Below are 26,890 nucleotides of genomic sequence, written 5' to 3'. Positions count from 1 at the left end.
ACGGCCATAGTGGACATTAAACAGATATTCCCCAGCATTGCTGACTGAAACGTTATTAGGCAGGTACGAATCAGTTCGACCTGCCTTTTTTAGGTCTAATAATGAATAGCCATATAATTGCCACGGATTGACGTCAGTATTTTTTTCAATTTTTGCAAATTGGCGGCAGTGCCTTCTTTATCATTAGTATCCCCTGTTTTATCAAGACGCACGGCAAGTAGATCGACATATTTACTGTCTCGCTTGACCGCAGCCAATTTTTCGGAAGATAAACTCTGACTTAATGCCGGTAGAGCATTCACCAAATCCCGAACAGCAAATGCATGATGGTGAATTTTATCAAGTTGGTTGTTAGCCACCGCTTCATCCATTGCTTTCATGTGCTTATCAATTGCTTCCCAAACGCCTGAAATCGTTGTTGGGAGAGGTTCAACCTGTGTATCATGATTAGCAGCATGTAAAGGTGATAGCAAGAAAAATAAAACCACAAACACATGGAATAAACCCTTTGCTTCTTTATTAATGCGTTCAGCTATTTGATTCATCGCGATTCTCCTTGAAAGTTTTTATTGGTATAGATATGTTTTTCACGCCAGCCTTCAATGGCGTTATAGACGGTGGGTACCACAAGCATATTTAAAAAGGTGGAGGTGAACAATCCTCCCAACAGCACTTGCGCCAAAGGGCGCTGAAGCTCCTTGCCGGCGGGCGATCCCCACAACAGGGGAATTAAGCCAAGGGCTGCCGTTGCTGCAGTCATTAATACCGGTACTAAGCGGTCAAGAGTACCTTGAATCACCACTTGTTCGCGCGATTGTCCTTGGACACGCAATTGATTGTAGTGGCTCACTAAAATAATCCCATTACGTGCCGCAATGCCAAATAAGGTGATAAAACCAATCATGGCCGCTACACTCATCTCACCACTGAAAAGAAACAGGGAAACCACCCCACCAATCAGCGCCAGTGGCAAATTAAACATCACCAGCAGTGCTTCACGCAATGTACCAAAAGCTTTATGCAGTAGAATCAACATGATAAAGATAACGAGACCACCAAAAATGAGTATGACACGTGAAGCCTGTTGCTGACTTTCAAATTGCCCACCATATTGAATAAAGTAACCTGTTGGCAATTGAATTTTTTCCTTGATTTTTTGCTGCACCTCTTGAATGACACTGCCTAAATCCCGGCCTTGCACGTTAAAGGCAATGACTAAAAGACGCTGCACATTTTCACGGTTTATCGCAAAAGGCTGAGGCTCTAGTCGAATATCAGCCACGGCACGCAAGGGAATTTTGGTCTCTTTGTCTTGAGCCCCGTGAGCATCAATGAGCATGGTTTGGATTGCTCGAACATTGTCACGCTCCGCCTTGCTCATCCGAACATATAAATCAAACGTTCGCTGCTCCTCAAGAATGCTTGATACAGCCACTCCATTAAGCAAGACTTGTACATCTTCAGACACTTGCCCCACATTAATACCATAGCGCGCCGCTTTCTCGCGATCGATTTTAATGATCAATTGCGGCACATTGATTTGTTGTTCCTTGTTAACATCCACCACCCCAGGAATCGTTTTTAACAGCGTTTCTATTGATTGCCCTAATTCGTTGAGTTTAGCTAAGTTATCACCAAATATTTTCACAGCCACTTGCGCTCGAACCCCAGATAACACTTCATCCATACGATGAGCAATGAATTGCCCGACGTTAAATACGGCGCCAGGAATGTTCGCTAAGTCAGCACGGATACGACGCAGCAACTCGTCCGGTGGCATTGCTTTGTCTTTATCGAAATCAAGGCGCACATCAAATTCACTGACGTTAGGTGGCAATGCATCTTCATCCAATTCACTACGCCCCGCACGCTGCGCAATGGAGATGACTTGCGGGTATTTAAGTAAGGTTTTGCGGATTTGGCCTCCCAAACGCATGGATTCATCCAGGGATGTACCAGGAAGTGTAGTCATCGCGATAATAAAATTACCTTCATGAAACTCAGGCAAGAAGGACGTGCCAAAAAAAGGCAGCAAGGCTAACGCAAAAATAAAAGCCGTCCCTGCTAAAGCTACCACCGTTTTGCAATGGGCCAAAGACCAGTGTAACCAGGTTAAGAAATGCCTTTTTAGCCAAACAACAAAAGGGGTTTCGGATTTGTGATGTTCACTTAAGTCCTGACCAGCTAAATCATTCCGTTCATCTTGAGAAAGAGCGTGCAAAGTCACATGAACATCCTGCTTTTTTTCAGCTCGCCCCACCAAAAGGAGGTAACAAAGGGCCGGCACCGCGGTGATAGATACGACAAGAGAGCCCATGACGGATGCAATGTAGGCAATCGCTAAGGGACTAAAAATCCGCTCAGCAATACCTGACAAAAAGAAAATCGGTAAAAACACCAAGCTAATAATAATAGTGGCATAGACCACAGAACTTCGAATTTCTAAGACAGCATCAAACACCACTTGAATGGCTGAAAGTGGTGTTTGAGCTAAACGATTAAGCCTTAAGCGATGCACCACATTTTCGACCGTGATAATACCATCATCCACCACCTCTCCGATGGCAATGGCCATCCCTCCTAGCGCCATGGCGTTAATACCAAAACCAAAATAATAAAGCACAAGAATTCCCACTACAAAAGAAACAGGCATGGAAATGAAAGTAATGAATGAGGCTCGCCAATTCATCAAAAAAAGAAAGAGCACAGCAATCACAATGATCGCCCCTTCAATCAACGCCTTCGTTAAATTATGAATCGCTGACTCGATAAAATTAGCCTGGCGAAACACTTCCGTGATTAATTCAACCCCAGCGGGTAATGAGGTCTTAATCTCTGCTAATGCTTGCTCTACTTTGCGAGTCGTGGTTAGGGTATCTGCACCATAAATTTTTGAGATTGTGCCAATAACTGCATTTTCCGTATTATAAGCACCATCACCACGCTTTATTTCACCACCGAAAGCCACTGTAGCGACATTATTGATGGTAATAGGGACGCCATTGCGAACCGCAATTAAGGTCTTTTTGATATCATCCAACGTCTTAATACGCCCCATTGTTCCTACTACAAATTCGGTCCCTGCTTGGTGGATAAAGGCACCAGGCACATTTTGATTTGCAGTAGCCAACACTGACCGAACCTCTTCCACTGTCACCCCGTAGGCAAGCATTCGCTGTGGTTGAAGCTGTACCTGATACTGTTTAACTTCTCCTCCAACAGAAACGACTGACGCAACTCCCCCAAGAGCCAAAATTCGTGGGCGTATCGTCCAGTCTGAGATGGTACGCAGTGTTTCAGGGCTCGCTGTTCGACTGACCAAGGCATATTTGACCATCCATCCGACGGCCGAAATCACAGGCAACATGACTGGAGCATTAACCCCTGGCGGCAGGCGGTTGGCCACTTGCTGAACGCGCTCGTTAACCAACTGGCGATTACGATAGATATCTGTTCTGTCATCAAAAACAACGGTAATGGTCGATAACCCAACAGATGTTTTTGAGCGCACACTCACCACCCCAGGTGTTCCATTAATAGCGCTTTCCAAAGGATAGGTCACAAGGGTTTCCATATCCTGGGGCGCCATACCTGGAGCTTCGGTTTGCACAACCACTTGCGGTGGAGCAAATTCGGGGAAAACATCCACAGGCATTCGTTGTAAGGCATATCCTCCTAATAAACAAAGAATAAGCGTCAGTGCTAACACTAAGGGGCGATTATGTAAGGACCAGGTGATTAAATGGGTAAACATTTAATGGGTTTCCTTTTTGACAGGTTGCGGCTTACTTCCACCGCTAAGCCACAGTGTGTAGATCTGACGAAGCCCTTGAGTTACCACTTCATCTCCAGGCACAAGCCCATCGATGATTTCGGTGTACTCGTCATCGCTCATCCCAGTGCTGACAAAGACACGTTCGTATTCATTTCCATTCCGTGCGAAAACAAATTGTTCGCCATTGGTTTGTAGGAGTGCTGCGTTGGGGATAGCAAGTGCGGTATCATTATGGCTTAAAATAACGTTAGCACGAACGAACATGCCAGGCTTAAGCAGATTGGCTTTATTATCAAGGCTGATTCTCACATTCACTGTACGGGTCAATGGATCAAGACTGGGTTCAATCAAAATGATTTTGCCTGGGAAAACCTCCTTGGGATAGCTTAGCGCATGAATATTGACCGCTTGCCCCACTTTGATCTTGCCTAAATCTTCTTCGTAAACTTGGGCAATGACCAAAAGCTTATCGCGATTACTGATGTGAAAAAGTACGGTGTTTGGTTCAACAGCTTGACCTAAATTGACATTACGAGCATCGATGATTCCGGCAATCGAGGCTTTTACTGCAATGCTAGGTGGTGGATTACCAATTAACCTCGATTGCACAACCGCCAATTGCTGCCCTACTTGAACAGCATCGCCTAAATTGACATCAATGGCAGTCACGCTACCACTAATTCTCACACTGACATCTGCTTGAGCATCAGGGAGGAGCTGAATTTGACCGTTTAATGCTAAAAGATTGGACATGGAACGAGGCGCCACCTCGGCCACTTTAATGGCAAGCATTTTGGTTTGTTCAGGCGTTAAATGAACAGGACCTTTAGCCCCTTCACTAACCTCAATTTCTTCACCATGAGGGAAGCTTGGCGTTGAAAAAAACAAAACCAGCAAAATACCTGCTAATGCAATTGTTCTAACCCTTTGTCGAAAGATAACAGTCATTCCCATTCCTTTGATAAGCTAAATAAGGACAAAAGCCTTTCGTGTTGCCAGGACCCATGGCAGTACATAAGGCTACGTAGACTTGTAAATATTTTTCCAAGGTGGCTAAATAGGTCATCTGCAAATCATTTTGTTGCCGCTGCACTTGCAGCACATTCAAGAAAGAGATTTGGCCACCCTCATAGGCTTCGCGAGCGAGCTTGACATTCTCAACACCTAACTTAAGAGAAATGTTTTGCGTTTCCCTAAGACTCATTTGAAGTGCTTTCAATTGGGCATAATTACTCGCTATTTCCGTTTCAATGCTTAAATCCAAGGCACGTAAAGCCATTATAGCTTGAGTTCCCGTGCGGGCGGCTTCCAAAATTCGTCCTTGATTACGATTTAAAAGAGGAAGTGGGACAGAAAGGGTAACACCCAAGGTGCGGTCAGCTGGTTGAGGCGGACCCTCTTCCACCACAATTTTATCTTGTTGGACACCAAGCCCAACCGTCCAATCAGCAAAACGTTCGGCTTTTGCCAAACGGCTATCGGCACTGGCGCGATGAATCGATAAGGCGATGGCTTGACGATCAGGACGATTTTTAAGTGCCAATGTTTTTAGGATGGTTAATTCAGGGAGTTTTTGTTTCGTCATTAAACCGCCTCTAAGTGATAGAGGAGACTCTGCTGCTCGTCCCATCAATTGATTTAGCAAGGCATTTTGACTGATGAGAAAGCTATGTAATAAATGCTTTTCTTGAACAATGCGTAGATACTCAATCCGAGCTGCATTCTCATCCAACTTTGAAATTTCGGCCGCATGATAACGGTTATGGATCACGTCAACTAATTCCTTATTGATTTTTAATAAATAATTCAGCTGTTGTAAACGGCACTCAGTAATCACTGCCGCATAAAAGGCATTCGCAACTTTGGCGCTTAATTGACGCTCTGCTTCCTTAATTTCGGCAATCGCTTTCAACACATCCAGGTAGGCAACCGTCTTTTGTTTTGCAATACGTCCAGAAATAGGAAATGCTTGACTAAAACCAGCACTGCGTGAATATTCCCCTTCATCATTAAATAGGCGGTCGTCATTATTTGAGAGATTAAGGCTTGGATTGGGCCAAAGGCCAGCTTGTATCAAACGAGCCTTTGCAATAGCCACATTATAGCGAGCTGCTTTTAAATCCTTATTACTAGCAAGAGCAATTTGCGTCATTTCCTCAAGACTTAAGCTCGATTTCCCTATTGCCACAAAGGACGTAAGTAATAATACAATTACAGCTAAACATGCTCTCATAATTTTATCCGTCGTAGCCTAAGCGCATTAATAATGACTGAAACGGAAGAAAGGGCCATAGCAGTCGCAGCAATGATTGGGCTTAAGAGCATGCCTGTTAGCAGGTACAAAACCCCTGCTGCCAGCGGTACACCCAGTACATTATAAATAAAAGCAAAGAATAGATTCTGGCGTATGTTACTCATGGTGCCTTCTGACAAACGACGAGCTTTAGTAATACCACGCAAATCCCCATGTAGTAAAGTAATGCCAGCGCTTTCAATAGCCACATCAGTACCTGTGTTTGCCCTATCTGTTGCGGGAGTAAACTTTGACTTGTTTCATCAAGACAGAACAGGCTTAATGCCCAGCGCCGCCATGTCCCCCATGCCCACCAGCACCGTGCCCTCCGTAACCTCCATCCACTTCTTGTGAACCTTGTTTCACGGCACCCTCACACGAGTTCAAAAAAAAGGTTGCCAAAACCAGCCCCATGAAAACTCCAATGATCCTGATTGTTTTAAAAAACGACATGTAACCCTCCTTGTAAATAAAAACGTTTGTTCCTCTTATTTTTCTAAAGCCTTAGCGAACTTGTTTTTTATTAAAGTCTTTGCAATCAAATCGCTCACATCCATCGCATTGGTTTTATGACGGATGGTGTTGCAGGTGATGATGTGCACCCCGTTCATCCCCGATAATAAAGAATAAGCCTCTTTTGCAAAAAGCGCATGCACCCCAATACAAATCACTGACTTAATCCCCGCCTGTTGTAATTGTTTTACCGTCTCCACCATGGTTCTGGCGGTGGAAATGATATCATCCACTAATACAGGCGTTGAGGATTCAAGTTCAGGGATGAATGGCATTGAAATAGCCACCTCTTTATCACCACGGCGAATCTTTTCTAAAATCGCATAAGAAAAAGGGCCTTTTTCTGCAATATCGGCAACCCACTGCTCACTTTCCATATCAGGGCCAATAAGAATTGGTTTAGGAACATGGTGTTTAATCCATGCCGCTATAGTATTGGTGGTATGCAACACAAAGGTGGGAATTGAGTAGATTTCATCCAGTGAATGATAGCGATGCAAGTGGGGATCAATCGTCATCAACCAATCGAATGAGCTGGATAAAATGTCTGCAAAATAGCGCGAAGTAATGCCTTCACCTTCATGAAAGCGTTTATCTTGCCGGAGGTAAGAAAGATAAGGGGCAATCAAACCGATTTTTTTAGCCCCTAATTCTTTGGCTGTCTTAGCGAAAAAGAGCAAAGGCAATATTTTTGCATCAGGCTGGTTTAAGCTATCAACCACAATAAGGTCACGATTTTCAACCACCGAATTAATCTTTACATAGCACTCAGTATCTGGGAAACGATGTAAGGTAACATCACCCACGTCAACTTCAAGTACCTCTTTTAACTGCTGACTGATTTCGGAGGATTCAAATAATGAAAATAAAATGGGCCTCAAGACTTCTCTCCCAGAGAAATGATGTCATGTTTGTCGCAAAGAAAATCACGTGTATAGGTTAGTTCACCTGAGGATTCTGAATGAATCGTAAATAAAGGCTCGCCTTTTTCAACAACCGTGCCAAGATGAACATGTAAGTCAACCCCGGCTGATTTAGATTTAGGGGCTCCGGCTAACTTTGCAATTTTTGCCAACATTCGATTATCAATCACAGATATCTTACCTGTTTGTTGAGCCACAATAGGATGAGTAAAACGTGCCTTAGTCAATTCCCTCATCCCACCCTGAGCCTCACAAATGGCCTGAAATTTTTTAAAGGCTTGTCCGCTATCCAATAATTGCTTTGCAATGGACTTCCCTAATCCAGGTTGTACTTGCGAAGAAAACTCAAGCGCGGCACCAGCAAGAGTCAACGCTCGTTCACGCAAATCATTGGGCGCATCAGGAAACCCTTGCAACACGGCCAAAACATCACGGGCTTCTAACGATGGGTCAATGCCATGTCCTACCGGTTGCGACCCATCCGTCAATAAAGTCAGGACAACCAATCCTAGCTCTTTACCCACCTCCTCAAGCGATTGTTTAAGAAGGAACGCCATAGACTGATTCCTGACTTTGGCAGTAGGCCCCACGGGAATATCAATGACCGCATGCGTGGCGCCTGTTGCAATTTTTTTAGAAAGAATAGAAGCCACTAATTGCCCTTCACTATCTAAATCGATGGCTCGCTCCACTCGGATGAGCACATCATCAGCAGGACTTAAACTCACAGCCCCACCCCATACGATACAGCCGTTTTCTTGCTCAACCACTCGGCGCATCTTTTTAGAGCTTAAGTGGACTGGCGCCAAAGTCTCCATGGTATCTGCAGTCCCCGCGGGGGACGTAATGGCACGCGATGATGTTTTGGGAATCATCAATCCAAAAGCAGCCACGATAGGAACCACAATCAGCGTCGTGCGATTTCCCGGCAATCCTCCCACGCAATGTTTATCCACAATAAGAGGCGAAGGCCAGGATAAACGTTCACCACTATCAATCATGGCTTTGGTGAGTCTCATGATTTCCGTACTGTTTAGCCGTCCTGCGCTACTTGCCGCTAGAAAAGCGGAAATTTGCACATCAGAAAGTCGGCCGCTTAACACATCATCAATAATGACCTTCATTTGCTCAAAAGACAGTTCATTGCCATAAATCTTGGTATGCACATAGCTTAAGGATTCCAAGGGTTTTGGATGAGAGACCTGAATTTCATCGCCTTCTTTGGCATGTAACGAATCCCAGGCATAATCTGACAAACCAGCCTCACCTGGTGCTAGAAGCTCTGAGGTCACCACATTGAGGGTGGCTATAATGGAGCGGCTACCTAAAGTCACTTGGATACGGGTCTGTACTTCAAATCCTTCCGAGTGACAGACATGGCAATCCTCGCGCATGTAAATAATGGCTTCATGATAGGTTTTAATCCCTAAATGCTTTAAACGAAGCCCATGAGGGGTTTTCTTACTCACAACAAATCCTCCGTTTGCAGATAAGAAGGAATCGTGCAAGAAAAACCGAATTGCTTTTCAATCTTTTCTTTTAATGATTGAGCAGAGTGGGGTTCACCATGAGTAATAAAGACTTTTTTAGGCGGCCTAGCAAAGTGCTTAAGCCATCCTAACAGTTCTTGATAATCCGCATGAGCCGACGTACTGCTCATAACTACCACCTGGGCTCGTATCGGAATAAGACTCCCATGAATTTTGACTTGTCTCTCCCCATTCACAATTCGAGCACCACGAGTGCCACCCGCCTGAAAGCCAGTAAATAACAAAGTGCTTTTGGGATCGGGCGCAAACACTTTCAAATGATGGAGAATGCGACCTCCTTGCGCCATGCCACTAGCCGCTATGATGATTTGCGGCATGTGATGGCGGTCAATCTCCTTGGATTCCTCAGGTGTATTCACATAAGTAGCGATACGGCATAATCCCTGACATTGCTCTGCCGTTAAATGATGGTCTTCTTTATAGGTGCAGAGCAAATGAGTCGCGTCAATGGCCATAGGGCTATCTAAAAAAACCGGAATGTTTTTGGGTATAGCCCCTTGTCGTTTCAATTCGTAAATAAAATAAAGAAGACTTTGAGCACGTCCTACTGCAAAAGCAGGAATAATGACCGAGCCCCCTCGTTTAACGGTTTGATTAATCACTTGAGCCATTTGCGGTAAGGGATCTGTGGCATCATGCAATCGGTCGCCATAGGTGGATTCCATGACCAGGTAATCCGTTTCTTCAATAGCAGTCGGGGCTTTCATGACGGGATCATAAGGACGGCCAATGTCTCCAGTAAACACAATGGAACCCTTTGGGGTTTTTATTTTGACCATGGCGGCGCCGACGATGTGGCCGGCACGATGATACTCAAAACTGAAATCGTGAAACAATTGATGCGGAGTATCAAAATCGATCGTTTCAAAATAATTTAATGCCGTCTGAGCTTCTTTTTCAGTATAAAGAGGGAGAGCAGGCTTATATTTTGAAAAACCATATTTATTGGCCAAGCGGGCTTCTTCTTCCTGCAAATGACCACTGTCAGGTAACAAAATCGAGCATAGCGCTTTGGTGCCGGGTGTCGCGTAAATTTTGCCTCGGAAGCCATTTTTGACGAATAAAGGAAGATAACCCGTATGGTCAATGTGAGCATGGGTGAGAATCACCGCATCAATATCATGCGGGTCAATAGGCAATGGGGCCCAGTTGCGCAAGCGCAATTCTTTATAGCCTTGAAAAAGACCACAATCAATCAGAATTTTTTTAGAACCAACAGTCAAAAGGTATTTTGAGCCGGTGACGGTCTGAGTAGCCCCTAAAAAAGTTAATTTCATCTTGCCTCCGTTAAGCCTGCTGTTTTTTCAAATCCACTTGGTTTCGCCACATCACATAAACCACCGGAATCACAATTAAGGTCAGCAGCAGTGCCGAAAAAACTCCACCCACCATGGGCGCTGCCAGACGTTTCATGACATCAGCCCCTATGCCTGTGGCCCACATCACCGGTAATAAACCAAGGATGTTAGCCAACCCCGCCATCACCATAGGACGAATACGTGAGACTGCACATTGTTGTACCATTTGAATCAAATCAGGCAAGGTTTTGAGCAATCCTTTTTCTTTTTGCTCGCTGTAGTCCGAGTCAAGATAAGCGAGCATCACCGCACTTGTTTCAGCCGCAACACCGGCGAGTGCGATCATCCCCACCCAAACGGCAATACTCATGTTGTAACCTAATAAATACAGCAATAAAAAGCCGCCAAATAAAGCAAAAGGAACGCCAAGCATCACCATCAAGGTCTCAGTGATGGTACGGAAGGTAAAGTAAAATAAAACAAAAATGATGACTAAAGTCAGTGGTACAAAAATTTTAAGCCGCTCATAAACCCGTTGCATAAATTCGTATTGACCCGACCAAGCCAACGTGTAGCCCGGGGGCAATTTGACTTTCGCGTTGACCGCTTGCTTTAATTCTTCCACATAGCCACCAATGTCCCGGCCACTGATGTCAATGAAGACATAACCTGCTAACATGCCATTCTCATCGCGAACCATAGCGGGGCCTGAACGAAAGGTTAAAGTCACCAATTGCGCAACAGGTACTTCCGCACCACTGGGGGTCTTGACTAAAATACGATTGAGTTTGTCAGGTTCGTCGCGCAATTCTCGCAAATAGCGCACATTCACGGGGTAGCGCTCACGTCCTTCAATGGTTGTTGCGATGTTTTCACCACCCACAGCCGACTCAATGATGCGGTTGACATCCATTATGGTTAAGCCGTATCGAGCCAGCTCATCACGATGGATTTCAAAATCAAGAAAATATCCGCCAGCTACTCGCTCCGCATAAACCGTACTTGTTCCCTTCACTTCTTTAGCCACCATTTCAATTTCTTTGCCAATGGCTTCGATTTTTTTAATGTCAGGACCAAAAATTTTAATCCCTACAGCAGTCCGAATTCCTGTAGTGAGCATGTCATTACGCGCTTTAATCGGCATAGTCCAGGCATTGCTCACGCCGGGAAATTGCAAGGCTTTATCCATCTCGGCAACCAGGCTTTCATAAGTCACACCTTTGCGCCAAAATTTTTTAGGTTTCAGCTCAACAATGACTTCCATCATGCTGAAAGGGGATGGATCGGTGGAGGTATCGGCCCGTCCTGTTTTTCCAAAAACGTGTGCGACCTCAGGGAATGCTTTTAATCTCTTATCCATTTTCTGAAGCAACTCAGTCGCTTGAGTGACCGAAATACCTGGTAAGGTCACTGGCATATACAAAATGGTGCCTTCATAGAGAGGTGGCATGAATTCGGAACCAATGAGTTTATAAAGAGGCACTGTAGCTAATGCTGCCAGCACTGCTATCACCACTACAAAAGTACGGTATTTCAAGGATAACCTTAAAATAGGTGCATATATTTTTTGTAGAAACCGCGTAATCGGATGTTTTTGTTCAGGGATGATTCGACCACGCACCAAAAGAGGCAATAACACAGGAATTAAGGTGATGGCAAGTAAAGCGCTCATGAAAATGGCCAGGTTTTTGGTGTAAGCTAAGGGTGAAAACAGCCGCCCTTCTTGAGCCTCCAGTGTAAAAACAGGCATAAAAGAGATAGCAATGACTAAAAGCGATGAAAAAATAGCAGGTCCTACTTCTTTCGCCGAATCAATCAAGACCTGAGTGCGATCACCCAGGCTTCCCTTCGCCTCCCAATCCGCTAGGCGTTTATGAGCATTATCGACCATGATGATGGCTGCATCGACCATATCGCCAACAGCAACTATAATGCCACCGATGGACATGATGTTAAGGCCAACATGTAAGAAATAAATGGGAATAAAAGAAATCAAAATCGCAAGCGGCAAGGTAATAATGGGAATGAGTGCGGAACGAAAATGTCCTAAAAACACAATGATAAGTAAACCGACCACGGCAAGCTCTTCAATCAAATTCCAATTGGCCGTGGAAATGGCCTCTCGAATGAGGTTACTTCGGTCATACACGTTAACTATTTTTATGCCTTCAGGAATCGCTGAGGCCAATTCTTTTAACTTCTCTTTGATGCGGCCAATCACTTGCAGCACGTCTTCCCCAAAGCGCATGATGACGATGCCACCTACTGCTTCTCCCTCGCCGTTTAAGTCGACAACACCTCGGCGCATATCAGAGCCAAGCTGAACAGTTGCCACGTCACGCAGCAAAATCGGTGTGCCATTGGCATTGGTGCCCACTGCAATTTTTTCAATATCATCGGTGGATTTAATGTACCCGCGGCCACGAATCATATACTCAACACCTGAGAACTCAATGACCCGCCCACCGGTGTCATTATTACTCATGCGAATTTTTTCAACAATCTCAGGAACCGATAGGTTGTAGGCAAGGACTTTGACCGGATCCAAATTGACTTGGTATTGCTTGACAAACCCACCCACACTCGCTACTTCAGACACCCCTGGGACTGCTCTTAACCAATAACGCAAATACCAATCTTGAAACGTGCGAAGCTCCGCCAGATTATGCTTCCCATTTTCATCGACCAAGGCATATTGATAAATCCAACCCACCGGTGTGGCATCAGGGCCTAATTGAGGTGTTACGCCTTCGGGTAATTTTCCAGCCAGCTGGCTCATGTACTCCAAGACACGAGAACGCGCCCAATAAATATCGGTACCATCCTCAAAAATGATATAGACATAGGAAAAGCCAAAATCAGAAAATCCCCGTACAGCAACAACCTTGGGTGCGGATAAGAGGGCTGTGACAATAGGATAAGTGACTTGATCTTCCATCAGATCGGGCGATCGCCCCATCCAGGTCGTATACACAATGACCTGAGTGTCTGAAATATCAGGCAATGCATCCATGCGGGTATTCTTTAAGGCGATGTAGCCCATGAAAGAAAACCCAAGCACAAAAAGCAGCACAATAAATCGATTGCGTGCGCAAAATTCAATAATCCGTTCAACCATAAAATCCCTTTATTCTAAAGGCAAAACCACGCCTTTCTGCTATTAGAGCTTCTTTCTCCACCACAATATATGTCTGGAAAGAATGTCTATTTATGTTGCATGCCTCCCATGGCCGCTTTCAACTGGCTCTCTGAATCAATGAGGAAATTGGCAGATGTAATAATTTGATCACCCTCTTTAACTCCTTTGACTATCTCAAGCAAATCCCCTGCCCTAACCCCTAAGGTCACATCTCGCCATTCAATTTTGCCATTGCCATGGTAAATAAATACCACTGCACGCTCACCGGTTATCAAAACCGCATTTTTAGAAACAACCAGTCGCTTGCCTAAAGGAATTTTTAAGTCAATATTGGCATACATCCCCGGTTTTAATTGGTCCTTAGTATTATCCACGACGAAACGAACCTTGGCAGTACGAGTTTTCGTATCGACTGTTGGATAAATAAAATCAAGTTTGGCTTTAAACAATTGATTGGGCAAATAGGACAAGGTGACATCTGCTGTTTGATCAAGTTTAACATAGGGTAATTCATACTCATAAATATCGCCCATGATCCATAAACGAGATAAATCAGCTATTGTGTACAGTTCATCTTCTGGTTTGATTCGCATACCCACTAATGCCATTTTATGGATAACCGTTCCATTAATCGGAGAATTAATGGTCATCGTATTGGTAATTTTACCACTTTGGGTTAATTGCTTAATGGCCTCTTCAGAAATCCCCCACAGCAAAAGTCTTTGTTTGGCTGCTTCAAAAGATGTTTGCGAACCCAATGATATGGAAGTGCTTTTATTTTTATCCAGAATTTTTTTAGCATGCATTGCCAACAGATATTCTTGCTGAGTAGAAACCAAATCAGGACTATAAACAGTAAATAAGGCTTGTCCTTTTTTAACTTTTTCTCCGGTAAAATTGACAAATAATTTTTCTATCCAACCATCAAAACGCACATGAATATGAGCGACTAATCGCTCATCCGCTGTAACATAGCCCACTGTGCGAATCGTTTTTTCAATCACTTGGCTTTTTACTGGCGCTGAGGTAATGCCGATGGCTTGTAAGCGAACAGGGTTAATCACAATTATATTTTCTGAAGTAGATTTATCCCTATTCATTTTGCTATGGTTATGGTTGCTTTTTGTTGATTGAGCAAAACTCATCGGAACAACAACCCATATCACAATAGAGAATAGAGTAAGCTTTATTCGTTTCATGAGACCTTTCCTATAATTTCTTCTATCATCGTCACGGCTTTTTCATGATTCGCCAGCTCATTATGTAATTCGATTTCGTTTTCCTGTAACGTCAGCAAATTATTTAGAAAAGTTAAAAAATCTACTTTACCCACCCCGTAATTCGCTTGTGATGAATTAAACGTGAGTAGTGCTAATGGAATAATGGAGCCTTGAATTAATTCAATTAAACGTGCTGAACGTTGCTCTACCAAGAAAGCATTCTTCACTTGGAAAAGAAGAGCCTGGTAAGTTGTATGTAAATCCTCTATTTCGGCATTGTAACGATGAAGAGATTCTCGCAAACCGTTATTCTGTTTCTCCATGAAATACAAAGGGATAGTTGCTTTCAAAGTAACCATATAACCATCATTATCCATCACGGTATTGCGAAGTTTTCCTCCTTCAATTTCAACATCGGGAAAATAATTCATTTTACTTAATCTAACCGTTTGGCGTTGTTGTTCAACACTTCGCTCACGAACCTTTAGTTGAGGGGCGCGTTGTTTGATAAGTGAATTTAAAGAAGTCAAATTATGGCGAACATGAGTTATGGATAGCTGCGAGGGGGTAAGAATTGCGATATCCAAAGGTCGGTTTAGTAAACGGTTAATGTCTGCCTGAAGCGATTCGCGTTCCTGCTTTAAGATGACTAAACGCATGTCAAGACGTGCAATTTCTGTTTGCGCTCGAAAAATATCTTGTTGCGGAACTTTACCTACACTGTAATTGACTTCGGCACTTTTCTCCATTTCCTGAAGAAGTATTCGATTTTTTTGCAATATTCCAATTGATTTGTTGACTGAATAAAGGTCATAGTAAATACGTTTTAATTGAGCAATAACCTGCAAACAAGTAGACTGATAAACAGCCGCAGCGTGTCTTGCCTTTTCCGTCGCTATATTCCCTTGAACAATGAGCTTGCCTGGAAATGGAATTTCCTGACTAGCACCTATCATTTGTAGTCGCATGGGATCAATATTCATGGGAGAGCCAACACTGACTTTTGGATCAGGCAATGAACGGGCTTGAGGAATAACATGATTGGCGGCAAGAAAGCGATCGCGTGCTGCTCGAATCTGGGGATTATTTTGAGTAGCCTCTTGAATTAATTGCGATAAACCAGGTGGTGTCTTGGCATAAGTTAAGCTTGCCATTAGGCAATAAACCACCATTATTTTAATACTAAAACGCTTCATTGGGTGCCTTCCTTAGCCGCTTCTGAGCTTCTATGATGAGCAAAGGCACCATGCCTAATAGAATCCAAACGAAGCATTGGGTAAATGACACTGGCTCAATACCAAATAATTCACGCAGCATAGGAATATGATGGATGAAGACTTGCAGTGAAAAGCTAATGCTGACAATAAAAAACAAACGCAGATTAGAGAAAAAACCGATTTGCCAAATGGTCTTAGTCTGGGATCTAGCCCCAAAGGCCCGTAAAAGCTCGGCGGTTACTAAGACAGAAAACGCTGCATCCTGAGCTTGGATTAAATCCCCATCAATTAAATATTCATAGGCAAAGACACTCAGCGTCACCAAAGCCGTTAAGCAACCAACAAAGGTTACTCGTTTGAAAAAGGCAATGTCCATCATGGATTTTTGTGTTGCTCTGGGCGGACGATTCAAAATCCCGGGTTCTGACATATCGGTGGCTAAGCCAATGGCCGGCAAACCATCCGTCACTAAGTTAATCCATAATAATTGGATAGGAAGTAACGGCAAGGGCCAGCCGATTAAAAGGGCGATAAACACGACCAGCAATTCCCCACTATTGCCTGCTAATAAATAAGCAAGCGTTTTGGCAATGTTATCGTAAATCGTGCGACCTTCTTCAATACCTGCCACGATTGAGGTGAAGTTATTGTCCATGACAATGATGTCAGAGGCTTCTTTGGTGACAGCAGTCCCTGTTTTTCCCATGGCAATACCCACAGAAGCTTCTCTTAAAGCAGGCGCGTCATTCACCCCATCGCCTGTCATCGCCACCACCATTTGTTGTTTTTTCCAGGCGCGTACGATTTTTAATTTATGCTCCGCAGTTACACGGGCATAAACAGCAATGTCTTTGACACAATGGTTAAATTCCTCCTCTGGCATATTCTCAAGTTCATTGCCAGTGAGCAATCGATCACCGGCTTCCAAAATGCCAAGCTCTTTGGCAATGGCTCTTGCTGTATCAGGATGATCTCCTGTAATCATCACTGGCTTAATGCCAGCCTTTTTACAGCGACTGATGGATTCCTTGCTGCTTGCATGAGGGGGGTCTTGAAGACCAATAAGACCTAAAAAAACCAGGTTATTTTCAATCTCGTCGTCTTCTTTTTCTAACCATGAAGAGTCCACAAAACGTTGTGCAAACGCTAAAAGCCTTAATGCTTCACTGGCCATAAGTTCACAGGATTGCTTCATGCGCGCCTTATCATTCGGCGTTAATTTTTTGATGCCCGTCTTTGTCAAAATATGGGTACAGCGCTCCAAGATAATTTCAGGTGCCCCCTTTACAAAAGCGATGTGTTCATGGTCTTGTCGACACACGACCGTCATACGTTTGCGTTCGGAACTAAAGGGCAGCTCTTTGATGCGAGGATAAGAGGCTTGTAGTTCACCTCGCCAAATTCCTCCTTTGGCTGCAGCAACTAAGAGCGCCACTTCAGTTGGGTCTCCCACGGTTGCCGCTTCTCCATCTTGGCTCTCAAAACTCGCGTTATTGCAAGCCACCATCGCTTGCAAAGTAGCTTGCAACAGCTTGTCTTCTGACGCATTAATTTCTTGACCTTGAAGTAAAAATCCTCCCGAGAGGTTATAGCCTTCTCCATGAATGCTGTACACATCACCGGTTGTCACAAGCTTTCGTGCCGTCATTTCACCCACGGTTAATGTTCCTGTTTTATCGGTGCAAATAACCTGTAAACAGCCGAGTGTTTCAACCGCAGATAATCGTCTTACCAGTACAGCGCGTCGCACCATACGTTGCACGCCGAGTGCTAAAGCCACCGTGACCACAGCAGGCAAGCCTTCAGGAATTGCAGCCACTGCAAGACTGACTGAACTCATGAATAGGCTGAAGAGTGAGATGTTACGTAAGAGACCTAAGCCAAAAATGGCAACGATAATGAAAAAGCAAAGCCACAATAGACGAGAGCCCACTTGATTGAGCTTTTTCTGCAAAGGCGTTTCATCACGAGACGCTTCACCAAGCATTTTGGCAATGCGTCCCATTTCCGTTTGCATGCCAGTTGCCACAACAAGCGCTCTGCCCGTGCCATCTGCTACAGAAGTCCCCATAAACACCATGTTTTTACGGTCGGCTAGAGGTGTCTTAGCAGTGCAAATATCCAGATTTTTAGCAACGGGTATCGACTCACCCGTGAGTGGCGCTTCATTGACCTTAAGCGCTGACAATTCAAAAAGACGAGCATCGGCAGCGATTAAATCACCACTCTCAAAAAGGAGAATATCACCTGGTACGATATCAGAAGCGGCTATCACTCTCGCATGGCCATCGCGAAGTACCGTGGCTTTCGGGGCGGCCATTTGCTGGAGCGCCAGCATCGCCCTATCAGCGCGATATTCCAAAAAAAATCCGATGATGGCATTTAAAATGACAATGGCCAAAATAGCAATGGCGTCGGCTTTTTCATCCAATAAAAAAGAAACAAGGACAGCACCTAAAAGTACCCAGATGACCACACTCTCAAATTGCTGCAAAAAAATAATTAAGGGGGATGTTCGCTTCTGTTTGCCGAGAAGGTTAGGTCCTACTTCCTTTAATCGCAGCTTGGCTTCTTTCTCAGGTAACCCCAAAGATAAATCAATGTTGAACTGAGAAGCAATCTCTACAAGTGATTTCTCGTGCCATTGTTCTGCCATAGCAGCCATCCTTTGCATTCGCTCATCCATTATTGATAAGCACCATTTTACCCAATTTTTAATAGGTTAGAGCTCTTGTTTCAAAAAATCGGTATCTTTCATACTAACTCTTTGAAATCCAGTAACAGGATTTTAATGTTAGCGACCACCACCTCCACCATGCCTTACATGACCTTGGGCAACATGCTCTTCCAGACCTTCAGTATTTTTACTGGGAGTATCACTACTATTCATACAAGCAGTCAGTATCAAACAACATGCCAAAACCATCCAATGATTTGTATTTCCATCCTTGATTTTAAAAGAAAATAATTACAATATAGCCTCTTCGGCAACCTCTAGTCAAAGTAGATAGTTCTGAGTAGGTTGTTTATATAGATGGCCTATGATAAGTCTTGCTACAGTCAGAATACTCCATTTATCAAACCAATCCGACCCTGTGGGCACTCACTTAAAATAAAACGGAAATCCCAAAAGTTAGCGTATTTTCACTGGTATGCTGTCCTAAATTACGTAGAATCGTTTTAAATGTCCCATAGGCCTCTTCATGTTCAAATTCGGCTATGAGATTTAAGCCTGGCATGAAACGGTAATAAGGTCTAACAATATAACGCATTTGGTTTAAGCCATTGCCAATAGCCGCCCGTGCCACGGTCTTTGTTGCCAAAATGCTGCGTATTCCTAATTTTAGGAAAAAATTATTGGTGAGTTGCGTGTCTCGCGATAGCTCCAAATCCAGTTTGGCACTGCCACTATAATAATAACTGCGCAAATCTGTTGCGATAAAATAAGGCATTATCCCTTCAATACCAATGCCTGGCTGCCAATAAGGAGAGGTGGCTGGGCGATAAAAATAATTTACTCCTCCTTTTACTGCCCAAAATTGACTAATGAGGCGCCAGTAAAAAATATCAATATCCGCGTTGTCCACTTCCCCTTCACTAAGTTCTGCATCATTTGTAAATAACTCCAGTTTATTATAATCTGGCCCATACAAGCCTTTATAGGTCAGCCGCTGGGCATTACTAAATGGATCGGCACCGATATCCACAAAACTTGCAAAGTAAAATCCAGCATGATGTCCTTCTGGATGCGAAATCAGTGAAACATCAATGGGTATTTGTTCATCAACCCTTACAATGGGACGATTCACATACTTCCCTTTCGAAATTTCATGCTCAGGTTTCATCGCACCTCGAGCCACCTCAATGATGGTTTCATATTGAAACACCCGCGCCATTCCAGCCATCATGTGGTAGAGGTGGTGACAGTGGAAAAACCATTGGCCACTGGCATCACTATCAATATCCGCTACCGCTGTGGCTCCAGGCGGTACTTCAATGGTATGCAATAAGGGATCATACGCACCATGACCATTGCGCAAAATAAACCAATGCCCATGAATATGCATGGGATGGCGCATCATGGAGTTATTAGTGAAAATAATACGATACCGTTTACCAGGCTCGATCAGAATGGGTTTGGCTTTATATTCGGGTAGGCCATTAATCATCCAAATAAAGCGATCCATATAACCAAACAATTCCATTTTAACGACACCATCGACTGGCTTATTGGGATCATTCGTCATCACCGCTGCCGTTAGGTCTTGATATTTTGTACCAATCGTCTTGGTTTTAGAGTCACTGTGATTCATAGACGTTATCTTATCGCCAACGATGGTAGGCTCAGTTGGCATCTCCATGGTATGATCCATGGACATATGATTCTTCATCTCATCAGCTTTTTTCATTTTCTTAAAACTCGCTGTATGAGAAGAATGATTAGTGGGCATCTTCATCGAGCCATGATTCATGTTCGCCATCATGTCGCGAGTGACCGGCTTAGGCTCAGGAAATGGCGTTATTTGTTGGTAGTCAACGGTCTGATTGGGATTCGTCACCAGCGCACCTACCGCCACTCCTCGAGTATCAATCGATTCAGCATAAATAATGTAAGGCTTGTTTTTTTCAATGTTAACTAAGATATCCTCCGTTTCGCCCGGTGCAATACTAAAATCATCCATCGAGTAAGGTCTAACATCATTTCCTTGCACGTGCACCATACTCATTTTTGCACCAGGAATTTTTACGCGATAAATCGTGCTGCCCGCGGCACCAATAAAACGGAGTCTTACCACGTCGCCAACTTTAACGGGTGCACGCCAAGGACATGTTTTGGACTGACCATTTAGCAAGTAGGCATCATAGGCCACATCACTTAAGTCATAAATACTCATGCGCATCTGCTGCATCATTTTATAATCGCCGATTAACTTCTTACGTTCTGTAGTATCGGCTTTACGATAATCATGAATAAATTTCATCAGCGAAGGCTGTAAAGGAAATCGTGGTGAAAAATAATCGCCATCTTTTTTTAAATTCGCAAAAACTTGATCACCACCAAGATTACTCCAATCCGACAAAACAACAACATAATCCTTCGTATAGTGATAATGAGGTTTTGTTGGGGGGTCAATTAAAAATGCCCCATAAAGGCCATCTTGTTCTTGAGCGTCAGCATGAGCATGATACCAATAGGTACCTGCTTGATAGAGTGTAAAACGATAATGAAACACTCCTCCTGGCGGAATGGTTTTCTGATTAACATTTTCTACACCATCCATTTGCCATGGCACCAAAACGCCATGCCAATGGATTGAGGTTCCTTTATCTAAGCGATTATAAACATTGATGATTACGCGATCACCTTCTTTAAAATAAAGTGTAGGTGCCGGAATTTGATTATTCACTGCAATGGCGCGCCGATACTTTCCTGCATAATTCACAGTCTTATAGCTTACCACTAAATTGATGACGTGCTCTTTACCAAAAGTGGCGGGGATTATCTTGCTATTCGACCTTTGTTTCTTAGCCCTCTGTTGTATTTTAGATTGAGATTTGATCAAAGAAGCAGCCGCTGTAGAGGTCGTGTGGTGCTCATGTTGGGCCAACAAAAGAGAAGGACATAGAAACAAAATAAACGAAATGATAATGGTAAAATGTAAATCTCTTCCTAACATAGTTGACCCTGTAAATAATTTTGTGTAACTGCGATTTTTACATAGGAATTCTACCCTCGAATTCGATAGCAAAACGATTCATGGCAGACTTCCAATCCCGCCCATCATGGGGACTGCAATTCGACGCATAACTTCAGAACCCGTCCCACTAAATAGCATAATGGGTAATAATCCGCCAATAATTGCAAACACAGTCATCAACTTCGGTCTTAAACGAAGCAAAGCGCCTTCAACCAAAGCTTCGCGTACATCATCACCTGTTAATGCAGGTTTTTCAAGTTTTGCCTTTTGCTGCCGTTTAGCAAGAGCTAAATTGAGAAACACCAACATAGCGATAACTTGTAATACCATTCCTCACCCCAGCAATCAAATTGATTTATCTCAGATCATAATCCATGGAATTGCATATCACCTACAAGGGTAGTTTGATTCAAGCTACCATATCCTTCAGCGTGAGCTAACCTTCAGTTTCACATACATCCCTGCTTCAAAATGTCCGGAATATTACAAGAAAAAACGACTTCATTCCCAGATTTAAATTGCCAGGTAAGCCTCTTGGTTTCAGCGGGCTGAATGGTGAGCGCATTTCCATGATCATGCGCGCTGTTTGGTGTGTTTCGCATCATATCTTGATGGGCTTTCTGTTCTTTTTCATCCCCAATACAGAAAAGTTACGTTTTCTTAGTTATTTTTAGAAAGCGGAGTCTGTTCTTTTTATAGATATCGATGCAAACATCCACCACTTCGCTGTCAAACAATGATCCTCTATATCTTGTAATCTCATCGAGTGCTTTACTAACACCTAAAGAGGGACGATAGGGTCGATGAGACATCATGGATTCAACCACATCAGCAACACTAACAATTTTGGTCACAACAGGGATCTCTTTAGCTTTTAACCCAAAAGGATAACCGGAGCCATCAAGTCGTTCATGGTGCAATAATACGATATCCTTAATAGGCCAAGGAAAATCAATATTTTTGATGATTTCATACCCGTCTTCTGGATGTTTCTTGATCAGTTCAAATTGCTCTCTCGTTAACTTTCCAGGATAGGCAAGGATTTCAGCAGGAACTTTTATTTTCCCAATATCGTGAATCACTGCTCCAAGATAAATCCCTAAAATATCCCTCCCTTTGAAACCAATTCCTCTTGCGATTGCCATGGAAAGATTCGCTACTCTTTTTTGGTGACTTGCTGTGTATGGATCATGTATTTCACTCATATGAGCAAGTGCTTCAAGGGTTTGGATAAGGCATTTTTCCATGCAGCCGCGCGGTTTCGGTACATTCAACTCTGGATATTTTTTCTGCATGAATTTTACCTCATCATAGAATTGATGCATTGAATCATGCGTTTCCCATAAAATAAGTATAGGCTCTGAAAAAACACCATCATCAAATCACACCATTAGTGTTAACGGCAATGTAAAAAAGACCCACCCGTGCAACTGAAAATTGATCCATCATTTTCTAAATATGAAAACGGTGATTCAAAAACGCAATGCCTATGGTACAGGCCTGCACCGTTTCCATCGAGGGTTGTGGGATTTTGCAAAAGAAACTGGATTTACACCACGCCTTTGTCAGCCTTATCGAGCCAAAACCAAGGGTAAGGTCGAGCGCTTCATCCGCTATCTTCGCTACAGTTTTTACATACCGCTTATCTCGCAACTGAAAGAAGCAGGCTTAATTTTGGATGTAGAGACCGCCAATTTTGAAGTCAAAAAATGGCTGCGTGATGTTGCCAATGTCCGTTTGCATCAAACAACAAAGGCAGAGCCCATTCAGCGCTTTAAAGCGGAACTGCAGGCACTTCAACCTTATGAAAGAAAACCTTTTATACCTGCTGTTCCAGACCCTGTCTTGATTGTTCCCCGTGAATATGAGCGGATGAACCTTCATCATTCCCTGGATATTTATGAAGCAATACTTGGAGGTGTGCAATGAATCTTCAGACACAGCGGGTTAATGAACTATGTGAGGCACTGAACCTGACAGGCATTGCTGCAAATTATGCCGCGTTAGTGCAGGAAGCGGCAAAACAGGATGCAGGATACTGCGACTATCTGGAACAATGCCTGAAAGCCGAGCAGCAAAACAGAAAACAACGCTTAAGAAAGCACTGCAAAGTGTACCCCAACTGGATAAAACGAGAATTACTGAAAAAATTGTGTTATTGGGAAAAAATCCAGATAACCCAATTTTGGATATAAAAAATTACATGGCTAACCCTATTGTCGCCTGCGTGTTGGATCATGGCGAATTATTTTTGACAGAGATGATCAGGTGAGGAATTAGCCAAGCTGATGGGGGTAACTCAGGCTTATATTAGTAAAATTGAGAATCAAAAGAAGGTGTCTGCAAAATTATTGAACAAAGTCCACAAGGCTTTGGGAGAGAATTAGTTAGATACAAACCTTAATGCGCTGAGCTTATCAAGGCTTGCTGATCCAAATATCTAGTAATTAATGAAAGGCTCTTTTTTGGTAAAAAGATTACAAAAATTTTGATAATAAAATTTATTATCATCAGCACATTGCTTAAACTTGTGCAAATTTTTTCGGGAAAAATCAGTTAAAAATTGCTCGTAACAAATTGAGCCATCAGCTTCACAACCAAGTAAGTTTAAACTAACTCCTTGATTTAGCTATCAAAAAGAGATTAAAGTACCCAAACATGATCTTATATTAAATTTGCCTGGTTTTCTATACAAAAAATCAGTGGTTATCAGGCCTTTATTATAGAGGCTAAATATAATCGAATAGCTCGCTGTGCGCATTGCAGTAGCAGAGCCGTTCGTAAAAAGCCATCCTATATTCGTACGGTTCACCATGAGTTGATAGGACACCGCCGAAGCCTTTTAAGGTTTAAACTGTATAAGCTGTTTTGTAATGTGTGTCGGCGTTATGGAAGTCAGCAGTTTCAACGCTCAACCTGGCGCTTGCAAGCGGCTGTTTATCACGAGAATACACGAGGCATATCACAAAAAGACTTATCAAAACGGTTTGATAAAGGCAAAGCAACCCATTATCAAGAGCGCATGAATATTTGACAGGTGATACAAAAGTGTTACACTTATTTTAGGCACCCATTCAGGAGCACTATCATGCCTACTAAAAATCCAAGAATAAATATTACTTTTGAGGAATCAACGGCAGGGTTACTTGCCTATCTTGCAGAGCTAGAACATAAATCGATTTCAGGCTTGGCTAAAGAACTTATCATGGAGGCATTGGAAAGGCGGGAAGATAAGGTATTGTCTGCCATTGCGGAATTTCGAGATCATGCTACAACAAAAAGAGTCAAGCATGATGACGCCTGGAAGTAAACTATATCAAATTGAATATATTGAAGATGTTGTTAGAAACGACATACCTAATTTATCAACTTCAGCTAAAAAACTCATAAAAAAAGCCATCGAAGAGCGTTTGATGGCTGATCCTATCGGTTTCGGTAAACCACTGCGATATAGCCTTAAAGGACATAGACGTTTGCGAGTTAGTGATTATAGGATTGTTTACCGCATCGAAGCTGAAACAAATACCGTCGTTATTGTTGCAATAAAACATCGAAAAGAAGTTTATGATGATTTACAGGGTCCAACATGAGTGTCGTAAAATAATTCCTACCTTCCTAGATATGATTTCTGAGTTAAAACAAAGCGCATTTAAAGCGTTAGCATCATTTGGTAAGACACTGACACTGGTACATGGAAGGATGAAGTCGCCAGAATATGGCGGTTTAGTAAGTCAAATGGAATTACAGAAGGCTTCCATCGTAAAATGAAACTCATTCAACGTAGAGCTTATGGATTTAGAAACTTTGAAAATTATAGGGTGCGTGTTAGAGTGCTTTGCGGGTGATTGAGTGCCCCCGTAATTGGGAAAGACCCAAAATTTGGCGGTATTTGCTAAGTTGTTGATTTTACTGGTGCCGTTGAGAGGAGTCGAACCTCCGACCTATTGATTACGAATCAATTGCTCTACCGACTGAGCTACAACGGCATGCACGCGAAGTATATACTTATGTTTGTGGTTGATGCAATACCACACCAAGAGTCCAATCGGCTTCTTTTAATGCGGGAAAATAATTTACCTCATTCGAAGAGGACAATCCGTAGCCATCTACCATCAAGGCATAATAATAGGCCGGAAACAGGCAGTAACCATATACATATTCATGTCCCTGGTAATGGCTTTGGATATCTTCCCATTGCTGGTGGCAGAACTGATTATCACCCTCCTCCAAGAGTTTTTGTCCTGTCAACTGATTGTTTTTGAAATGAAATGATTGCTCGGAAGCCATGGCAGGTAAGCCGCCCAGGGCATACCATGAGTAAACCTGATTATTTGCAATAACAGGCTTTATGATTTTATCTACACCATGCACATCGTTAATTAATTTTGCAACACTGCTTTCACATGTTCGGGCATCACCCTCACCTGGAAGCCCGCTCGGCAGCTCATAACCATTTGCAAAACATTCGGGCGAGGTTAGAAACTGATAAGTCAACACCACTTGCCCTAGCCCGAGAAAACTATGCGAAAATAGTTTGATGTGACGATCATATATATCAAATTCAAGCAAATCATTAGGTTCGATGCCTGCATCATTGCTTATTGGCAAAGCAACCTGTACAGATGCCCCTCCCATATCCAGCACGCCTGATAATGGCTTACTGGCATCGGTCAGCGCCCCTGTTTGATAGTTAACGGCCAGCCAGGCGTAAAGACCTTCATTCCGGCCTGTAATGGTTTTAGCAGAAACCAATTGCCATTGGCCTTGTTGGGCAAACCAGCTTTCTAATGTTCGGTAATACTGTGCCTGTTTGGTCGTTGATAATAATCTCATGCCTGCCGTCGCATAAAAGAAAAGAGGCATATTTTGCGAAGGCGCGTCACTGAACAAATTTGTCAAATAAGGGTTTATGGCCTCTGGTGAAGGGGCGAGCGTGGCAAAACCAGGTTTTACTTTTTTAGACCACACTTCGTTGATATTCACAGGGTTACTGTTTTCATCTCGGTCGAATGCATAAATATGAAGTCGCGAACCTGTGCTTCCAGCATCTACAACTGCTATGCAATGATGTTGTCTGCAAGTATCGGCAGGATTTAAATCGTCCGCTGCGGCTGTCGTGTTAAGGAAAAATATAAAAAAAAATAAAGAGACAAAACGAAACATAAAAAAGAAATCCAAAAAATCTTTTTAGACAAATTAATATACACTATGTCTTCCTTAAAAACAATATCGGTTTATCCTTGAAAGTTTTTGGACATCTCTT

Annotated in this window: 16 protein-coding genes, 1 tRNA gene and 5 pseudogenes; 4 read left to right on the top strand and 18 right to left on the bottom strand. The window is 43.1% G+C overall.

Annotation, left to right across the window (positions count from 1 at the left end; all coding sequences use genetic code 11):
• Window positions 1-95: 95 nt before the first annotated feature.
• The 16 genes and pseudogenes from Llon_RS06890 to Llon_RS06820 all read right to left on the bottom strand — a co-directional run bounded on the left by Llon_RS06890 (window position 96) and on the right by Llon_RS06820 (window position 22,922).
• Window positions 96-545: a hypothetical protein gene (locus Llon_RS06890; protein ID WP_058529327.1), complete on the bottom strand. Its 450-nt coding sequence runs from the start codon at window positions 543-545 to the stop codon at window positions 96-98.
• Entirely contained in the window at window positions 542-3,754 is a 3,213-nt protein-coding gene (locus Llon_RS06885; RefSeq protein WP_058529326.1) for an efflux RND transporter permease subunit, read from the bottom strand. The genes Llon_RS06890 and Llon_RS06885 overlap by 4 nt, the downstream gene beginning before the upstream one ends.
• Window positions 3,755-4,723 (bottom strand): efflux RND transporter periplasmic adaptor subunit, encoded by a 969-nt coding sequence (locus Llon_RS06880; protein ID WP_115336864.1) that lies wholly within the window; start codon window positions 4,721-4,723, stop codon window positions 3,755-3,757.
• Entirely contained in the window at window positions 4,695-5,927 is a 1,233-nt protein-coding gene (locus Llon_RS06875; protein WP_412754048.1) for a TolC family protein, read from the bottom strand. Before Llon_RS06875 ends, Llon_RS06880 begins: the two co-directional genes overlap by 29 nt.
• 77 nt (window positions 5,928-6,004) lie before the next feature.
• Window positions 6,005-6,289, bottom strand: a pseudogene (locus Llon_RS06870) (haloacid dehalogenase); the annotation flags it as partial.
• 58 nt (window positions 6,290-6,347) lie between these two features.
• Entirely contained in the window at window positions 6,348-6,521 is a 174-nt protein-coding gene (locus tag Llon_RS11590; protein WP_165474509.1) for a hypothetical protein, read from the bottom strand.
• A 35-nt stretch (window positions 6,522-6,556) separates the two neighbouring features.
• Window positions 6,557-7,462: a ribose-phosphate pyrophosphokinase gene (locus Llon_RS06865; RefSeq protein WP_058529322.1), complete on the bottom strand. Its 906-nt coding sequence runs from the start codon at window positions 7,460-7,462 to the stop codon at window positions 6,557-6,559.
• Window positions 7,459-8,973, bottom strand: coding sequence for a thymidine phosphorylase family protein (locus Llon_RS06860; protein ID WP_058529321.1), 1,515 nt, complete (start codon window positions 8,971-8,973; stop codon window positions 7,459-7,461). Before Llon_RS06860 ends, Llon_RS06865 begins: the two co-directional genes overlap by 4 nt.
• Entirely contained in the window at window positions 8,970-10,331 is a 1,362-nt protein-coding gene (locus Llon_RS06855) for an MBL fold metallo-hydrolase RNA specificity domain-containing protein (RefSeq protein ID WP_058529320.1), read from the bottom strand. The genes Llon_RS06860 and Llon_RS06855 overlap by 4 nt, the downstream gene beginning before the upstream one ends.
• Window positions 10,328-13,470, bottom strand: a pseudogene (locus tag Llon_RS06850) (efflux RND transporter permease subunit). The gene Llon_RS06855 and the pseudogene Llon_RS06850 overlap by 4 nt, the downstream one beginning before the upstream one ends.
• Before the next feature lie 86 nt (window positions 13,471-13,556).
• Window positions 13,557-14,636, bottom strand: coding sequence for an efflux RND transporter periplasmic adaptor subunit (locus tag Llon_RS06845; protein ID WP_412754049.1), 1,080 nt, complete (start codon window positions 14,634-14,636; stop codon window positions 13,557-13,559).
• Window positions 14,637-14,686: 50 nt separating this feature from the next.
• Complete coding sequence (locus Llon_RS06840; RefSeq protein WP_058529317.1) at window positions 14,687-15,907, bottom strand: TolC family protein; 1,221 nt, start codon at window positions 15,905-15,907, stop codon at window positions 14,687-14,689.
• Entirely contained in the window at window positions 15,894-18,584 is a 2,691-nt protein-coding gene (locus Llon_RS06835) for a cation-translocating P-type ATPase (protein ID WP_058529483.1), read from the bottom strand. Before Llon_RS06835 ends, Llon_RS06840 begins: the two co-directional genes overlap by 14 nt.
• Window positions 18,585-19,035: 451 nt before the next feature.
• Window positions 19,036-21,606, bottom strand: coding sequence for a multicopper oxidase domain-containing protein (locus tag Llon_RS06830; RefSeq protein WP_058529316.1), 2,571 nt, complete (start codon window positions 21,604-21,606; stop codon window positions 19,036-19,038).
• Between the two features lie 78 nt (window positions 21,607-21,684).
• Complete coding sequence (locus Llon_RS06825) at window positions 21,685-21,957, bottom strand: efflux RND transporter permease subunit (RefSeq protein WP_058529315.1); 273 nt, start codon at window positions 21,955-21,957, stop codon at window positions 21,685-21,687.
• 320 nt (window positions 21,958-22,277) lie between these two features.
• Window positions 22,278-22,922, bottom strand: a complete 645-nt coding sequence (locus tag Llon_RS06820) for an HD-GYP domain-containing protein (protein ID WP_160149080.1) — start codon at window positions 22,920-22,922, stop codon at window positions 22,278-22,280.
• Window positions 22,923-23,082: 160 nt separating this feature from the next.
• Between Llon_RS06820 and Llon_RS11405 the strand changes: the two are divergent.
• From Llon_RS11405 to Llon_RS11895, 4 genes and pseudogenes are all read left to right on the top strand, one after another.
• Window positions 23,083-23,374 (top strand): annotated as a pseudogene (locus Llon_RS11405) (IS21 family transposase); the annotation flags it as partial.
• Window positions 23,375-23,552: 178 nt separating this feature from the next.
• Window positions 23,553-23,822: a P-loop NTPase family protein gene (locus tag Llon_RS06810; RefSeq protein WP_058529312.1), complete on the top strand. Its 270-nt coding sequence runs from the start codon at window positions 23,553-23,555 to the stop codon at window positions 23,820-23,822.
• A gap of 87 nt (window positions 23,823-23,909) precedes the next feature.
• Window positions 23,910-24,014, top strand: a pseudogene (locus Llon_RS11310) (helix-turn-helix domain-containing protein); the annotation flags it as partial.
• Between the two features lie 255 nt (window positions 24,015-24,269).
• Window positions 24,270-25,472: pseudogene (locus Llon_RS11895) on the top strand (type II toxin-antitoxin system mRNA interferase toxin, RelE/StbE family).
• A 65-nt stretch (window positions 25,473-25,537) separates the two neighbouring features.
• Here the strand turns inward: Llon_RS11895 and Llon_RS06795 are convergent.
• Window positions 25,538-25,613, bottom strand: a tRNA-Thr gene (locus Llon_RS06795).
• Window positions 25,614-25,632: 19 nt separating this feature from the next.
• The gene (locus Llon_RS06790) at window positions 25,633-26,790 is read right to left on the bottom strand and encodes an acetate and sugar kinases/Hsc70/actin family protein (protein WP_058529310.1); all 1,158 of its coding nucleotides are present in this window, start codon (window positions 26,788-26,790) and stop codon (window positions 25,633-25,635) included.
• Between the last annotated feature and the right edge of the window lie 100 nt (window positions 26,791-26,890).

The sequence above is a fragment of the Legionella londiniensis genome, from assembly GCF_001467825.1.
GTDB lineage: Bacteria > Pseudomonadota > Gammaproteobacteria > Legionellales > Legionellaceae > Legionella_A > Legionella_A londiniensis.
Note: the sequence above shows the minus strand (reverse complement) of the source record. Positions and strands in the feature narration are given on the sequence as shown.

Coding starts and splice junctions, on each gene's coding strand:
- Llon_RS06835 (WP_058529483.1), bottom strand. CDS start 18,584: ATGGCAGAACAATGGCACGAGAAATCACTTGTAGAGATTGCTTCTCAG.
- Llon_RS06810 (WP_058529312.1), top strand. CDS start 23,553: ATGAATCTTCAGACACAGCGGGTTAATGAACTATGTGAGGCACTGAAC.
- Llon_RS06830 (WP_058529316.1), bottom strand. CDS start 21,606: ATGTTAGGAAGAGATTTACATTTTACCATTATCATTTCGTTTATTTTG.
- Llon_RS06845 (WP_412754049.1), bottom strand. CDS start 14,636: ATGAGTTTTGCTCAATCAACAAAAAGCAACCATAACCATAGCAAAATG.
- Llon_RS06890 (WP_058529327.1), bottom strand. CDS start 545: ATGAATCAAATAGCTGAACGCATTAATAAAGAAGCAAAGGGTTTATTC.
- Llon_RS06840 (WP_058529317.1), bottom strand. CDS start 15,907: ATGAAGCGTTTTAGTATTAAAATAATGGTGGTTTATTGCCTAATGGCA.
- Llon_RS06885 (WP_058529326.1), bottom strand. CDS start 3,754: ATGTTTACCCATTTAATCACCTGGTCCTTACATAATCGCCCCTTAGTG.
- Llon_RS06855 (WP_058529320.1), bottom strand. CDS start 10,331: ATGAAATTAACTTTTTTAGGGGCTACTCAGACCGTCACCGGCTCAAAA.
- Llon_RS06825 (WP_058529315.1), bottom strand. CDS start 21,957: ATGGTATTACAAGTTATCGCTATGTTGGTGTTTCTCAATTTAGCTCTT.
- Llon_RS06880 (WP_115336864.1), bottom strand. CDS start 4,723: ATGACTGTTATCTTTCGACAAAGGGTTAGAACAATTGCATTAGCAGGT.
- Llon_RS06875 (WP_412754048.1), bottom strand. CDS start 5,927: ATGACGCAAATTGCTCTTGCTAGTAATAAGGATTTAAAAGCAGCTCGC.
- Llon_RS06790 (WP_058529310.1), bottom strand. CDS start 26,790: ATGTTTCGTTTTGTCTCTTTATTTTTTTTTATATTTTTCCTTAACACG.
- Llon_RS06820 (WP_160149080.1), bottom strand. CDS start 22,922: ATGCAGAAAAAATATCCAGAGTTGAATGTACCGAAACCGCGCGGCTGC.
- Llon_RS11590 (WP_165474509.1), bottom strand. CDS start 6,521: ATGTCGTTTTTTAAAACAATCAGGATCATTGGAGTTTTCATGGGGCTG.